Source organism: Nocardia albiluteola (assembly GCF_018860155.1).
In the GTDB taxonomy this organism is placed as follows: Bacteria; Actinomycetota; Actinomycetes; order Mycobacteriales; family Mycobacteriaceae; genus Nocardia; species Nocardia albiluteola.
Genome location: NZ_JAHKNI010000002.1, coordinates 509390 through 522650 on the forward strand (window position 1 = coordinate 509390; position 13261 = coordinate 522650).

Here is a 13261-nt window from a genome sequence, read left to right on the forward strand (position 1 = left end):
GGCACCAGGTGCCCGGACTGGATGAGCGTGCGCACCGCGGCCCGGCGGCGCGGGCACTCGTCCGTATGGCAGTCGAGATGCATCTGCATGATGGAGTGCGCTCGTTCGGGGGTGAGCCCAATGGGTTCCACCCAGCACGTACTGAACCTGTCCACGGCTACGGCCTTCCTGTGTCCCCCGGCGACACCAACACGCACAAATCAAGAGTAGGGACCGTTTACGGGAAGCCAGAATGTGACGAACGGACCGAATATTGGTAATTTCGGACGGTGGTTGCCTTCGGTAGTCCGTTCGGCGCGCTCCCTCGCAGCGGCGCCACTGTCCGGATGATGATCGGTGTCGGGCGGGCGCACGGTCTGGACGATGCAACGTTATTAGCGGACACAGGAATTACGGCGGAGAAGCTGGCCGACGAGTTCGCGCAATTCTGGCCGGATCAGGAATACGTTCTAGCACGCAACCTGCTTCGGCGCCTGGGGGATCGGCCCGGACTGGGTGCGGAGACCGCGCGCGGCGCCACCCTCGGCAATGCCGGACTGGCGGGTCTCGCGGCACTGGCCAGTGCCACCGCGGGTGCGGTGATCGCCACCGCCATCCGCTATCAGGCGCTGGTCCCGGTGGCCGCGCGGTATTCGCTCGAGGACGAGGGCGGGCCCGAGATCGCGATCGTCGTCGACGGTTCCGCGATTCCCGAGGATGTGCGAGCCTTCTTCGTCGAGCGGGACGTCGCGGTGGTCTTCATGGCCGGCGACAGCCTGGGGATCAATTTCCCGGTCACCGAGATCGAGCTGGAGATACCCGCCGCGCGTGCGCGGGAACTGGCCACGCACCCGCCGTTCGACCGGTGCCCGGTGCTGGCCGAACGGCCGCGCAATCGGCTCATCGTCTCCCGGTCCCTGCTGAAACTGCCCATGCCGCACGCCGATCCGCAGACCGCGGCAATGGCGGAGCGTCAGCTCGCGGAGACCCTGCGGCAGCTAGCCGGCACCGGTCGCGGACTGGCCGCGGCGGTCCGCGACCGCCTGCTGCGCGATTCGGGCATGGTGCCCACGATGACCGAGGTCGCCTCCGAGCTGCACATCACGGTGCGCACTCTGCGCCGCCAGCTCACCGACGAGGGGGTGAGCTTCCGCGGCCTGCTCAACGGCGCCCGGGAGACCAGGGCCGCGGAGCTGTTGCGGGGTGGATCGACGATCGAGGAGGTCGCGCGGCTGCTGGGCTACGCCGAGACCGCGAACTTCACCCACGCCTTCACCCGCTGGCGCGGCATGTCGCCGCGGGCGTTCCGGCAGTCGATGCTGCGGCGGGATTTGCCCGCGCCGCGGACCCGGACGCCGTCGGCGCCCGAGTAGCACCGAACCCTTCGATACGGCAGTATTTCGGATCGGGTGGGCGGATTTCGGCCGATGCGCCCGAGGCGCATTTCTCCACCCTTCCGTTCGGCAGGATTTAAAAAGGGCGTCCAGTACGCTAATTGGTTAGCGACGGCACATATTGTGATCCCGGCCGTCCTTTATGTGCCGGCATCTCCGAGTAGATCCCAGCGGTTGCCGGAAATGTCCAGAAAGACGGCGACCCGGCCGTAGGGCTCGGTGCGGGGTTCGGTCACGAATTCCACACCCGCGGCGGTCATCCGGCGATGTGCGGCCGCGAAGTCGTCGACCCGGAGAAAGAATCCGACGCGACCGGCCGCCTGGTTGCCGATCGCCGCGCGCTGCCGATCGCCGTCCGCGCGGGCGAGCAGGATGCCGGTGGATGCGCCCGGGGGGCGGACCACGACCCACCGCTTGGGGCGGCCGTCGTTGGTGCGGGACGGCGTGTCCTCGATCAGATCGAACCCCAGGGTCCGGACGAAGAATTCGATGGCGGGGTCGTAGTCCTCGACCACGATCGCGATCAGTTCCAGGTGCACGCGTCGAGCGTAGGCGCGCCGTGCGGTGTTGGGAGGGCCCGCAGCAAGATATTTTCCTAGTAAAATATCTGCTAACCTTTTCGAGTGCCTCCGACTTCCTCCCCGACGCCGCACCTGGTCGATCGTTCGACCGGGTGGCTGCGGCGCGCCGGGCGGATGTTGTCACTGCAGGGGGTGTTCCGGCTGCGGCCGGTCGTCGACACCTGGCGCCGCTCGGCGGCCAGCGGGCTGATCGCGCTGGGGGTGCCGGAGGTGGCGCTGCTGGTCACCGGGCATCTGCAGCTGGCCTTCTTCACGTGCGCGGGCGGGCTCTGCGCCCTGTACGGGCACGGGCTGCCGTACGCCGCGCGGGCCCGGGCGCTGGCGTGGGTGGTGTTCGGAATGGTCGCCGGCACGGGCGTGGCTCTGCTCACCGCGGCGTCGACCACCTCCGCCGTCGCGAAGGTGCTGGTTCTCGCGCTGCTCGCGGGCGTATACAAGCTGGTCTGCGACGCGTCCCGGGTCGGCCCGCCCGGCAATATCATCTTCACCTTCATTGTCTCGGCGGCCGGATTCCTGCCGATCCGCCTGGCCGAGGTGCCCTCCCGCCTGCTTCTCGTGCTGTGCGGCGGCGTGCTGGCCTGGCTGGTCTGCCTGGCCCCGGCCCTGATCCGCCCGCACGACCCGGAACGCTTCGCCGTGGCGCGGGCGCTCGCGGCGACCGCGCGCCTGATTCGCCTGGCCGCCGGGGCCGGAAGCGCTGCGCAGGTCGGTAGCGCCGTGCAGACGAGTGGCGCCGCGAGAGCCGGGAAGACGGTGTGTGCCAAGGATCTCGCCCGCGCCCGATACGACGCCGCAGCCGCGACCCACGCCGCCTGGCACACCGTGCGCCTGGTTCCGGCCCGTAGCGTGGCCCGCGCCGCCGAGCTGTCCGCCCTGATCCGCCTGCTTGTGCGCGCCGAATCCCTGGCCACCGCCACGTATTCCAGCGCGGACGTTGCGGGATCCGCTGCGCCGCGTGGGTTCCGGCCGCCCGGTGGGGCGGAACTCAGCCGTGTGTACGTACCGCCGGGGTGGGAACAAGCGATACCGGTGGTCGGCACGCACACCTACGGGCCTCGAGGGTTGCAACCTGGGGTGCGGGCCGTCCGGTTCGCCGGTGGGCAGATCCAGTGCCGGACCGCGATTGCCGAGTGGGCCGGCGCCCTCGCCCAGCCTTCGGCGCACGAATCCGAGTCCGTGGCATCGCAATCCACAGGGGCCGACGTCGTCGACGAGTCCGCGCAGTCGATGCGGATCAGCCGTCGACTTCCGGTGGCCGATTCCGATTCCGGTGCGGTGGAATCCGGCTGGGCCGGTCTGCCGGACGAGTGCGCGCGGCAAGCGCGGTCGGGGCGGCTCGAGTCCGCTCGCTCCTGCGGCTCCCCGTCTCCGGTGGCCGACTCCGATTCCGGTGTGGTGGGATCGGGTTGGGCTGGTCTGCCGGACGAGTGCGCGCGGCAAGCGCGGTCGGGGTGGCTCGAGCTTGCTCGTTCTTCCAGCTCACTATCTTCGGTGTCCGCAGTGGACTCCGATTCCGGTGCAGCACAGTCCGATCAGGCGGATCTGCTCGACGACTGGGCGCGGGGATTGCGGTCGGGGCGGGCGGTGCCGGTGGTGGACTGCGATGTTGCCGAGGAGGATGAGCTGCGGGGGATCGCGATGCAGCGTGCGGTCGGGGCGCCGAGCGGACTGCGACGGGTAGCCGGGCCGTTTCGTCCGGGGTCGGCCGGGTTCCCGGTCGCCGTTCGTGTTGCGGTTGCGGCCGCGGTGGCGGGGCTGGTGTCGGTGTTGCTGGGGGTGGACCGGCCGTACTGGGCGGTGATGACCGCGGGTGTGCTGGTGGTGGCCAATACCGCGCAGTCGTGGCATCGCACCGTGCAGCGGGTGGTCGGCAATCTCGTCGGCCTGGGGTTGTTCACGGTGCTGGTGCCGGTGACCCACAGCCCGGTGGGCCTGGTGGCTATGGCTCTATGCTGTCAGCTCGTGGTCGAGGCGACGATTTCGCGGAACTATTGGGTGGCACAGATATTCGTGACGCCCATGGCGCTGGCGATGGTCGAGTTCGCCGGACCGCTGTCCACCGGGCGGCTGGCAGTGGATCGCTGGCTCGACACCTGTGTGGGCGCGCTGGTGGCCGTGGCGATCTGCTTCGCGGTACCGAACCGGCGCGCGGCGGACCGGGTGGCGGTGGCGCTGCGCGAACTCGATGCGGTCGGTGCGCGGGCCCGGGCGGCGCTTGCCTCGGGGATCGCGGATCGTGGTGTGCGCGAACGGCTTGCGGCCGCACTCGTGGAGCTGCGCGAGTCCGCCGACGTCGCCGCGGGGGAGTGGTGGAGCACGGAGGTGGCCCAGGATCGAGTGGTCGCCTCCGAGCGCGCGGGTCATCAAGTGCTGGCCCAACTTCCGGTCCGGCTCGCGGCGGTGTCCCGATGAAGTCTCCGAAAGACGTTGTTGCACAGCAGGATGCCTCGGTCCCAGAGGATGCCGTCGCGGGTGTGCTACGGCAATGGGCGGCCGTGCGGCCCGACATGGATTTGGCGCCGATTGCGGTGCTGGGCCGCATCAATCGCTGTGCGGCACTGCTGCAGCGGGTGACCGACGGGCCGCTGGGGCGGGCCGAGCTGAGCCGCCCGGAATTCGATCTGCTCAGTGCGCTGCGGCGGGTCGGCGGCGAGCTGACGCCCAGCCGCCTCGCCCGCGAAACCTTCGCCTCTCCGGCCGCGGTCACCAAGCGCGTGCGCGGGCTCGAGCAGCGCGGCCTCGTCGAGCGCCGCGCCGACAATCGCGACCGCCGGATCGCGCATCTCACGCTCACCGATGCCGGTCGCGACCTCATCGATCGGATTATGCCGCAACAACTCTCGTACGAGCGCGCGCTGCTGTCCCGCCTTCCCGGCCCGGAACAGGCCGACCTGGCCCGTATTCTCGGGGACCTGTTGCTCCTGCTCGAGGGCCAGCTCGGCAGCTTCGATTACTAGGCGTCCTCGAGGATCTCGGCGAAGGCGATCACCACGCCCCCGGTGGCGTGCTCCTTGGTGGCCTTGACCAGCGGACCCGCCTCGGCCGCGGCGCTACTGGCCGAGGCGTAGTCGGCGAAGTACAGGTCCAGCAGGCGGTAGGCCGGGGTCGGGCCGCCGTCCTCCTTGGGCCAGACCTTCGATTCCTGCAGCCGGGTCAGGCCGGGCAGTTTGCGTGCGAGCGTGAGCTGCTCGGGGTAGGCCGCCTCGAAGGCGTCGGGGTCGGTGGGGTTGGAGTAGACAAAGCTGATCTTGGTGGGGTTACCTGATGCCGTCACGGCACACCTCTCTCGATTGATCTGCGGGGGATATCAGCGACCGCTGACGGTTGTCGACGTTAATTCAGAGAAGTGGGTAGCGACCATGACCGTTCCGCCGGGAAAACTTGCCGATCGTCCAGTGCCCTCCGAAGCGGAGAGCCGTCCCGACGACCTGCTCTCCGAGCTGCTCCACACCGTCCGCCTGACCGGAGAACGGGTAGCCGCATATCGTCCGCCGCAGTCCTTCTCGATCGGCTTCGCCGATACCGGCAGCCTGCACATGATCGAGGAGGGCGAGCTCGAACTCCGGTTCGAGGGAGACGGGCGCGTCGAGCGCGTGGGCCGCGGCGACGTCGTCCTGTTCCCGCGCGGCGACTCGCACCGCGTCCGCGACGCGGGCGCCGCTGCGGCCGGAACCGACGCATCCGAGCCGGCGCGGTGGCTCTGCGGCACCTTCACGATCGGCGAGCCGCGCGCAAGCCATCTGCTCGCGAGCCTGCCGCCGGTGATCATCCTGGGCGGCGGCCGCGCGCCGGCGCCGGAGGGGCTCGAGGTCGCCCGCCGCATGCTCGTCATCGAGATGCAAACGCCCTCACAGGGGTCGGCGGTGATGATCTCGCGCATCCTGGATCTGATCTTCATCCAGGTGCTGCGTGCCTGGGCCGCGGGCAAGGACGCCGAGCCGAACTGGCTGGCCGGTGCGTTCGACCCGCAGATCGGTCTGTCGCTCAGTGCCATCCACCGGAACCCCGCGCACGACTGGACGGTCGAGGAGCTGGCCCGCGGGTGCAACCTGTCCCGGTCGGCGTTCGCGGCGCGGTTCGCCGCCCGGGTAGGGATGCCGCCGGCCGCCTACCTGGCCTATGTCCGGCTGGACGCGGCCACCGTCCTACTCCGCGACACCTCGCTGCCGGTCTCGCTCATCGCGGAACGGGTCGGCTACACCTCCGAGGCGGCATTCAGCCGCGCATTCCGGAATCGCTACCACACGCCGCCGGCCCGGTGGCGACGAGATCTGCTGGGCCGCTGACGATTCGATGCGGCACGGCGCGGATCCGCACCCGTTGCAGCGAGCGGCAGCGGGTGTGGATCCTCGGTATGGATCAGTGGTTGATGGCGAAGGACAGGGCGCGGGCCGCGGGGTCGTAGATCTCGACCGGGCGGGATTCGAGGGCGGCATGGTAGGCCTTCTCGTACCCGGCGCCGAGGTGGCCGACCGCGAAACGCTCCATGACCCGGCGGCGGCAGGCCAGCGGGTCGATCTTGCCCACCTCGGCGATGGCCGCCGGCAGTTCGGCGGGGTCGTCGCAGATGATGCCGGTCACGCCGTCCTCCAGCACCTCCTCGACGGCGCCGCCGCGCAGCGCGACGACAGGGGTGCCGCAGGCCATCGCCTCGATCATGACGATGCCGAACGGCTCCTCCCAGCGGATCGGGAACAGCAGGCAGCGCGCGGACGAGAGCAACAGGCGCTTGGCCACCGCGTCGGCCTCGCCGAACACGCAGTCGCGCTGGGTCAGCAGGGGCCGCACCGCCGAGTTGAAATAGTCCTTTTCGGGCTGCTCATTCATTTTCGCAGCAAGCACGAGTGGAATATTCGCCGCATGGGCCGCGTGCAAGGCCAGATCCGGGCCCTTGTACGGGGCATAGCGACCCAGGAACAACGCGAAGTCCTGCTTTTTTGTCTGTAAAGGGAATTCGATCGGACGTACCGCATTGTGTACTCGCCCAATCCAATTCAGGTCGGGTGCGAGCGCGCGCTGCCGGTCGCTGATGGCGACCAGCTGCGCGGAATCATCCAGCTCCCGATAGTATTCCTGCGCCTCCCCGTCCACCGGGCCGTGCACCGTGACGACCGTCGGGATTCCCAGCGCCGAAAACATCGGCGCATTCAGGGGGCCGGCGAAGGTATGGTCGTGCACGATGTCGATGTGCTCGGTCCGCGCCAGCTCGGTGATGATGCGTCGGACCTTCAGCGCGTGCAGGACCTCGGGAAACGGTTCGCCGAGGCGCTCGGCGAGGATGTCGTCCCAGACCTTGATGAAACGCCCGGTGGTGCCGGGCCGCCCTGCTCCGAGCAAGGTGACACGGTGTCCGCGTGCTGTCAATGCGTCGGTCAACTGTGCGACCACCGCTTCGACGCCGCCATATCCCGACGGAGGGACTTCAAAATACGGCGGTGCCACCATGACGATATTCAGTGGGGTGCCGGACTTGCGAAATCCCAGAATCCGCGACTCGGAATTGGACGGGATGGTGCTCATGGTACTGCCTCCTCAACGTGTGAAGCTGCGACCAATGGGCGAGAGGCGAGTAAAATGAACGCCTCTCGGGAGCCTGCGGCTCCATTCGGGTCGTGCGCCTGCCTACTCGTTCACGGGGGCACGGACCCACACGGGAATATACCCAGCATCCTTCTGGTTAACCACGGTCAAAGGAAACTTTACTAAGCGATGCTGGTAACGCCCGGAAAGCAGGAGACTCCCAAATCGCCCCGTCTACACCGAGCTGGTCAGCCGATCATTTGCCCGCACGGTCAACGAAACAACCACGGCAACAACGATGTTTGCCGCCAGCGCGAACAGCCCGCCGTTGACTCCCCACAGCGGATCCTGGCCCGCGGCGTGCAGGCCCAGCACGATCGCGGTGCCCGTGACCAGCCCCGCCGCCGCTCCGGCCGCGGTCAATCGCCGCCAGTACAGGCCGAACAGCACTGCCGGAAGCAGCTGGGCGATTCCCTCATAGGACAATACCGACAAATTGACCAGCAGCTTCGGGTAGCGCAGCGCGCCGGCCAGCGCGATGGCGCCCGCGATCAGGCAGGTCAGTCGCGACCACCCGCGCTGCCGATCCCCCGGATCTCCCGCCCGCGCCGAACCGGCCAGCCCGCCGCCGAGTATCGTTCTGCCCCACAGTGTTCCGATCGAGACCAGGAATACGCTCATCGGCACGATGGCCGAGAGCGCACCCGCGATGCCGATCACCGCCACCACCGCGGGCGGGAGCGATCTCGTCACCAGGTCGTACAGCGCCAGATCCGGATCGGACAGCTTCGGCACCACGAACAGCGCGGCCGCGCCGATGAACATCGGTATCACCAGCAGCAGTTGATACCAGGGCAGCAGGATCGAATTGCGTCGCAGCGCAGTGGGATTCGCCGCCGACAGGTAGCCCGCGACGGTGGTCGGGAAGATGCAGATCGTCGCGACGTTCAGCACGATCGTCGAGACGAACCACGCCGCGCCGAAGGTACCGCCGCCGGCGCCGGGAAACGTCAGCCAGCCCGGCCGCTCCGTGACCAGCCGGTCCAGCAGCCGGCCCGGGCCGTGGAAGTAGTGCCACGGCACGTAGATCGCCAGGAACAGCACCGACAACACGGCCAGCCCGTCCTTGAACACGCTCACCCACGCCGAACCACGCAGCCCCGACGCCAGGATGAAGACCTCGGCCACGACGAACGACACCACCGCGGCGACCTTCAGATCGATCGCGCCGTAGGACATGGCGTGCACCACCACACCCATGCCCTGAATCTGCAGCTGCACATAGGGGATGAGGAACACGGTGCAGATCACCGCGACCGCGATGCCGAGCCACCGCGACCGGAACCGGTGCTCGGCGATGTCGGCGATCGACATCAGCCCGTGCCGGGCGCAGTAGGTCCACAGCAGCGGGGCGATGAAGTAGGCGGCGACCAGTCCGGTGCTGAGGTAGGCGATCAGATAGAAGATCGGCACCCCGTACCGATAGGACCAGCCGGCGGCGCCGAGGAACGAGAAGCTGGTGTACGACTCGCCCGCCATCAGCAGCAGCACGAACAGCGTGCCCAGTCCGCGTCCGGAGACCGACCACTCCGACAGTGAGCGCTCCCGGCCGCGTCCGGACAGCACGCCGATGACGACCGCCGCGACCATGGCGACGGCGAACAGCGTGACCGCCACCGATGCCCGGCCGTTCATGCCTGCACCTCGCTGGCGGTCGGCTCCGGCATGCCCGGTGCGTGCTGTGTTAGCTGATTCGCTTCGCTCATGCCTGCACCTCGCTGGCGCTCGGCTCCGCCATGCGCGATGCGCGCTGTGTCATTGATTCGCTCCGCTCATGCGGGGTCCCGGGCGTCGTCGGCGGGCACGTATTCCGGTGCGCCCGACCGGTATGCCGGATCGAACCGGGCGACCAGCCCGATCAGCGGTCCGGTCAGGGCGGTGACGATCAGCAGGTAGCAGACGAGAAAGGGGATCCCCGCCACGCGCGGTTCGATCCGGTTGGCCACGAACGGCGCGAGGCAGTACAGCACGCCGGGCAGTGTGAGCAGCCAGAGGATGCGGCCGCGGCGCCGCAGCGGGATCGGTTGCGGGCCGGGTGGGGGCGCCGGTGTGGTCGTCGAGTCGGGCATCGGCCGCCTCTCGTCAGCGTTGCGAGGGTCCTTGCTCACCCTTGCCGATGCGCGGCGCCGATGCCAGCGGTGCACCGTCGTGTCGGGCGCCAGGGGGTGTGCCGCAGCCGGATTCGGCGGGACGACGGGAAATATTAGGGGGTGTCGCGCGGGCGTTGCGGAGGGTTGATGAGGTACCTTCTTGGCCGGGTACGAGTCTGTGTTGCGACAATTAAGCTGTAATCCCCTGCCGCATAATGACCTGGTGTCGATCCCTGCCGGATCGACGCCCGATACCCTTATGTCACCACCGATCCGCCGGATATGGGCCTATTGTCCCGGTAACCAAAAGATCGCTGAAGGGCTCGAAAGCGACGGATTCGCGGCACGTAAAGATCGGCCATAGGAAGATCAAAGACTGTGCTACGCAACGTCGTTGGTATGTGTATGCTGACGATCAATCACGACCCCCACTACGAGGTGGGACGACCGGCGAGGCGGTGTCGCAGTGAACGTCGACAGACTCCGGATACGCCGCGCGGCTTATGTCGCGCTGGCGCTCGGTGTGCTGGCCCTGGTGATTTGCGGGCCGCTCGAGCGTTTGCTGCTGGGCACGTTCATCTGCATCGGACTGGGGCTGGGCTGGCTGAACGCGCAGCTCACATGGATGTTCATCACCCGCACGATCCGGTCGGAGGCGCCCAGTAAGCAGGGGCTGCTGCTGTCCTCCGCGGTCCGCCTGTTCGGCCTCACGGCGTTGTCGATCCTGGTCGCCTACCTGGCCCGGCCGAACGGCATCGGGATCTTCTTCGGCCTGGCATGTTTCCAGGTCATTCTGGTCCTGCACACTGTTCTGCCCGAGTGGAAAGCGATGCGCCAGCCGTCATGACGATCCATGCTTCCCTGACCGGTCTCACCAGCTCGATCGCGCGGTCCGGTATCCCGCTCGCCGATTCCGGCGCCAAGATCAAGGTCGGCGACCACGCGACGGGTCATTTCCTCGGAATGACCTTCAATGTCGACACCATCGTCTCGACCTCGCTCGCCGCCCTCATCGTGATCGCGCTGGCCATCTTCCTGCGCGTGAAGATCACCTCCGGCGTGCCCAATGGGGTGCAGCTGTTCTTCGAGACCATCACCGTCATGATGCGCGAGCAGGTGGAGTCGGCCATCGGTCTCAGGATCGCGCCGTTCGTGCTGCCGCTGGCGGTCACGCTGTTCACCTTTATTCTGCTGTCGAACTGGCTGTCGGTGCTTCCGGTGCAGTACGGCGAGGGCGAATTCGTCTCGCCGCCGGCCTCCGACGTCAACTTCGTCTATGCGCTGGCCCTGTTCGTCTTCGTCCTCTACCAGGGCGCGGGCATCAAGCGGCGGGGTCTGTTCGGCCACTTCAAACAGCTGCTGAAGGGGCACACCGGCTGGGGCCCGATGGTGATCATCAACGTCATCGAGGAAGTCGCCAAGCCGTTGTCGCTCTCGCTTCGATTGTTCGGCAATATGTTCGCCGGTGGTGTCATGATCGCGGTGATCACGCTGTTCCCGTTCTGGATCAGCTGGGGCCCGAACGCCATCTGGAAGATGTTCGACCTGTTCGTCGGTGCGATTCAGGCGTTCATCTTCTCGCTCCTGACCGTTCTGTACTTCAGCCAGTCGATGTCGCTGGAGCACGAATCCCACTGATCGGCGCCGTCGGTCGGAAAATACCTTGTTCGAGAACAGGAAGTGAAAATGGCAGATCCAGCAACCGCGCAGATCATCCAGGGCGCCCTCATCGGCGGCGGCATCATCATGGCCGGCGGCGCGATCGGTGCCGGTATCGGCGACGGTCTGGCCGGTTCCGCGCTGATCAACGGTGTCACCCGGCAGCCGGAGGCCGAGGGTCGGTTGCGCGGTAACTTCTTCCTGACCGTCGGTCTGGTCGAGGCTGCGTACTTCATCAACCTGGCCTTCATGGCGCTGTTCGTATTCGCTACTCCCGGTAAGTAGTCCACGATGTCTCCGCGAACCGATGTGGAGGCCGATGGGAACTTCCTGATTCCCAACGGTACTTTCTTCGCCGAGCTGCTGATCTTCCTGATCGTGCTCGGAGTCATCTGGTTCTTCGTCGTTCCGCCGATCCGCAAGGTTTTGGCGGAACGCGAAGAGCGGGTCGATGAGACCTCGGCGAACAACAAAGAGGCGAAAGAGACGTTCGCCGAGGCACAGGCCAAATACGAGGCCGCGGTGGCGGCGGCCCGCGCCGAGGCCGCCGATGTCCGCAACGAGGCCCGCGCGCAAGGGCGGGCCATCCTCGAGGAAATGCGCGGCGAGGCACAGCGCGAGGCCGACACCATCGTCGCGGAGTCGGCGTCGCAGCTGCGGGCCGAGGCCGACCAGGTCGCGGCGGAGCTGCGCGAGGCGGTAGAGCCACTGTCGCAGACCCTCGCCGACCGCGTGGTCGGCGTCGACGACGGGCATGCCGGAACCAGCGCCGGGCAGCGAAGGGGCAGGGCTACCTCATGAGCAACACCAGCGGTGTGCTGGCTTCGGGCCCGTACCACATCACGTTCGACTGGCCCGTGTTCTTCAGCCAGCTGTTCGGCTTCGCGGTCATTATCTTCATCTTCGTGAGATGGATCTGGCCGCCGCTCAAGCGGGTCATGGCCAAGAGCCAGGACAAGATCGCACATCAGCTCGCGGAGAGCACGAAGGCCGCGGAGCGGCTCGACGAGGCCAAGAAGTCCTATGACAACGCCCTCGTCGAGGCGCAGGTCGAACTCGAGCGGCTGCGTTCGGATGCCCGGGCCGATGCGGACCACATCATCGAGCAGATGCGTGAGGCGGCCACCGCGGAGGTCGAGCGGGTGCGCAAGCAGGGGCGCGATCAGATCGCCCAGCTCCATCGGCAGATGGTGCGCGACCTGCAGGCCGAACTGGTCACCAACATGCTCGACCGCACCGAGGAGCGGGTGCGTCAGCAGCTCGCCACCCTCCAGTCCAAGGCCGACAGTGTGGACAAGTTCCTGGAGGATCTCGAGGTCATGGCGAACGGCCAGGCGGCTCCGGCCGTCAAGCGCCGGGCGCAGTCGCGCTGGAACTGACTGAGGCGGGGCCGATCACGGGATCGGCCACCGCAGGTCCAGGGCGTCCAGCCAGGGCAGGAAGGGCGTTCCCACGATTCCGAGGGACCGTGACATCGCCCCGAAGTAATCCTCGACCGCGGCCACGACTGCGGGGTTGACGCCCCACAGTTCGGCCATGTCCGCGGCCGCGTCGATGTCGGCCCGGTCCTTCGCGGCGAGTTCGGTATCCACCGCGTTCTCGTTGGCCGCCAGGTATTTCCGGTACACCACAACGGGTTCGGCGTTGTGAACCCGCCACGCCGTCCAGAGGGCGCCGTACTCGTCGATGTCGTCGGCGATGACGACCCGGGCGGTATCCACACCGGCGAACAGATCGATGCCGATCATCTCCGAGGTCGACATCATGATGTAGCCCGACGCCCGCCACAGCTCGCCGACCGGCTCCACGGGATTGAGGGTGCAGCGGTCCACCGTCATGGCCGCCAATTTCCGCAGATTGGCAGTGATCGCCTCGGCCTCATCGCACGTGACCGTATCAGCAATAACCGCCGTCCCATACGTGCTCATCTGTGGGATTGTGCCGAGCGCCCGGCGGATCGCGGGCACCCGACGCGCGT

The 13261-nt window shown here is 67.6% G+C and carries 15 protein-coding genes; 9 read left to right on the forward strand and 6 right to left on the reverse strand.

The window, feature by feature from the left end; translation table 11 throughout:
- Window positions 1-269: 269 nt before the first annotated feature.
- On the forward strand, window positions 270-1352 hold the full coding sequence (locus KO481_RS08175) for a helix-turn-helix transcriptional regulator (RefSeq protein ID WP_215916375.1): 1083 nt from the start codon (window positions 270-272) through the stop codon (window positions 1350-1352).
- 161 nt (window positions 1353-1513) lie between these two features.
- Here KO481_RS08175 and KO481_RS08180 read toward each other — a convergent pair whose 3' ends face one another.
- Window positions 1514-1912 carry a VOC family protein gene (locus KO481_RS08180; RefSeq protein ID WP_215916376.1) on the reverse strand — a complete coding sequence of 133 codons (399 nt, stop codon included), beginning with the start codon at window positions 1910-1912 and terminating at the stop codon, window positions 1514-1516.
- Window positions 1913-1996: 84 nt separating this feature from the next.
- On the opposite strand from KO481_RS08180, the gene KO481_RS44270 reads away from it, so the two are divergent.
- Together KO481_RS44270 and KO481_RS08190 are read left to right on the forward strand one after the other, a co-directional pair.
- Window positions 1997-4366, forward strand: coding sequence for an FUSC family protein (locus tag KO481_RS44270; RefSeq protein ID WP_215916377.1), 2370 nt, complete (start codon window positions 1997-1999; stop codon window positions 4364-4366).
- Window positions 4363-4911, forward strand: a complete 549-nt coding sequence (locus KO481_RS08190) for a MarR family winged helix-turn-helix transcriptional regulator (RefSeq protein WP_215916378.1) — start codon at window positions 4363-4365, stop codon at window positions 4909-4911. The genes KO481_RS44270 and KO481_RS08190 overlap by 4 nt, the downstream gene beginning before the upstream one ends.
- Here the strand turns inward: KO481_RS08190 and KO481_RS08195 are convergent.
- Complete coding sequence (locus KO481_RS08195; RefSeq protein WP_215916379.1) at window positions 4908-5228, reverse strand: EthD family reductase; 321 nt, start codon at window positions 5226-5228, stop codon at window positions 4908-4910. The genes KO481_RS08190 and KO481_RS08195 overlap by 4 nt on opposite strands.
- Window positions 5229-5313: 85 nt before the next feature.
- Between KO481_RS08195 and KO481_RS08200 the strand changes: the two genes are divergently transcribed.
- Entirely contained in the window at window positions 5314-6240 is a 927-nt protein-coding gene (locus KO481_RS08200) for an AraC family transcriptional regulator (protein WP_215916380.1), read from the forward strand.
- A gap of 73 nt (window positions 6241-6313) precedes the next feature.
- Here KO481_RS08200 and KO481_RS08205 read toward each other — a convergent pair whose 3' ends face one another.
- The 3 genes from KO481_RS08205 to KO481_RS08215 form a co-directional block, all read right to left on the reverse strand.
- A complete protein-coding gene (locus KO481_RS08205; protein WP_215916381.1) occupies window positions 6314-7474 on the reverse strand; it encodes a glycosyltransferase family 4 protein in 1161 nt (386 codons plus the stop codon).
- 234 nt (window positions 7475-7708) lie between these two features.
- Complete coding sequence (locus KO481_RS08210; protein WP_215916382.1) at window positions 7709-9169, reverse strand: sodium:solute symporter family protein; 1461 nt, start codon at window positions 9167-9169, stop codon at window positions 7709-7711.
- A gap of 137 nt (window positions 9170-9306) precedes the next feature.
- Window positions 9307-9603 carry a DUF3311 domain-containing protein gene (locus KO481_RS08215; RefSeq protein ID WP_215916383.1) on the reverse strand — a complete coding sequence of 99 codons (297 nt, stop codon included), beginning with the start codon at window positions 9601-9603 and terminating at the stop codon, window positions 9307-9309.
- Between the two features lie 487 nt (window positions 9604-10090).
- Here KO481_RS08215 and KO481_RS08220 point away from each other — a divergent pair, with 487 nt between their 5' ends.
- The 5 genes from KO481_RS08220 (at window position 10091) to KO481_RS08240 (ending at window position 12662) form a co-directional block, all read left to right on the forward strand.
- Window positions 10091-10471 carry a hypothetical protein gene (locus KO481_RS08220; protein ID WP_215916384.1) on the forward strand — a complete coding sequence of 127 codons (381 nt, stop codon included), beginning with the start codon at window positions 10091-10093 and terminating at the stop codon, window positions 10469-10471.
- A 116-nt stretch (window positions 10472-10587) separates the two neighbouring features.
- Window positions 10588-11262, forward strand: a complete 675-nt coding sequence (gene atpB / locus KO481_RS08225; RefSeq protein WP_372451976.1) for a F0F1 ATP synthase subunit A — start codon at window positions 10588-10590, stop codon at window positions 11260-11262.
- A 48-nt stretch (window positions 11263-11310) separates the two neighbouring features.
- Window positions 11311-11568, forward strand: coding sequence for a F0F1 ATP synthase subunit C (locus KO481_RS08230; protein WP_215916386.1), 258 nt, complete (start codon window positions 11311-11313; stop codon window positions 11566-11568).
- Between the two features lie 6 nt (window positions 11569-11574).
- The gene (locus KO481_RS08235) at window positions 11575-12084 is read left to right on the forward strand and encodes a F0F1 ATP synthase subunit B (protein ID WP_215916387.1); all 510 of its coding nucleotides are present in this window, start codon (window positions 11575-11577) and stop codon (window positions 12082-12084) included.
- Window positions 12081-12662 (forward strand): F0F1 ATP synthase subunit B family protein, encoded by a 582-nt coding sequence (locus KO481_RS08240; protein ID WP_215916388.1) that lies wholly within the window; start codon window positions 12081-12083, stop codon window positions 12660-12662. The genes KO481_RS08235 and KO481_RS08240 overlap by 4 nt, the downstream gene beginning before the upstream one ends.
- A 15-nt stretch (window positions 12663-12677) precedes the next feature.
- On the opposite strand, the gene KO481_RS08245 is transcribed toward KO481_RS08240, so the two are convergent.
- Window positions 12678-13211 carry a hypothetical protein gene (locus KO481_RS08245; protein ID WP_215916389.1) on the reverse strand — a complete coding sequence of 178 codons (534 nt, stop codon included), beginning with the start codon at window positions 13209-13211 and terminating at the stop codon, window positions 12678-12680.
- Between the last annotated feature and the right edge of the window lie 50 nt (window positions 13212-13261).

Excerpts from the sequence above, each read along its gene's own strand:
- KO481_RS08190 (WP_215916378.1), top strand. The coding sequence starts at position 4,363 with ATGAAGTCTCCGAAAGACGTTGTTGCACAGCAGGATGCCTCGGTCCCA.
- KO481_RS08200 (WP_215916380.1), top strand. The coding sequence starts at position 5,314 with ATGACCGTTCCGCCGGGAAAACTTGCCGATCGTCCAGTGCCCTCCGAA.
- KO481_RS08205 (WP_215916381.1), bottom strand. The coding sequence starts at position 7,474 with ATGAGCACCATCCCGTCCAATTCCGAGTCGCGGATTCTGGGATTTCGC.
- KO481_RS08210 (WP_215916382.1), bottom strand. The coding sequence starts at position 9,169 with ATGAACGGCCGGGCATCGGTGGCGGTCACGCTGTTCGCCGTCGCCATG.
- KO481_RS08215 (WP_215916383.1), bottom strand. The coding sequence starts at position 9,603 with ATGCCCGACTCGACGACCACACCGGCGCCCCCACCCGGCCCGCAACCG.
- atpB (WP_372451976.1), top strand. The coding sequence starts at position 10,588 with ATGACCTTCAATGTCGACACCATCGTCTCGACCTCGCTCGCCGCCCTC.
- KO481_RS08230 (WP_215916386.1), top strand. The coding sequence starts at position 11,311 with ATGGCAGATCCAGCAACCGCGCAGATCATCCAGGGCGCCCTCATCGGC.
- KO481_RS08235 (WP_215916387.1), top strand. The coding sequence starts at position 11,575 with ATGTCTCCGCGAACCGATGTGGAGGCCGATGGGAACTTCCTGATTCCC.
- KO481_RS08240 (WP_215916388.1), top strand. The coding sequence starts at position 12,081 with ATGAGCAACACCAGCGGTGTGCTGGCTTCGGGCCCGTACCACATCACG.
- KO481_RS08245 (WP_215916389.1), bottom strand. The coding sequence starts at position 13,211 with ATGAGCACGTATGGGACGGCGGTTATTGCTGATACGGTCACGTGCGAT.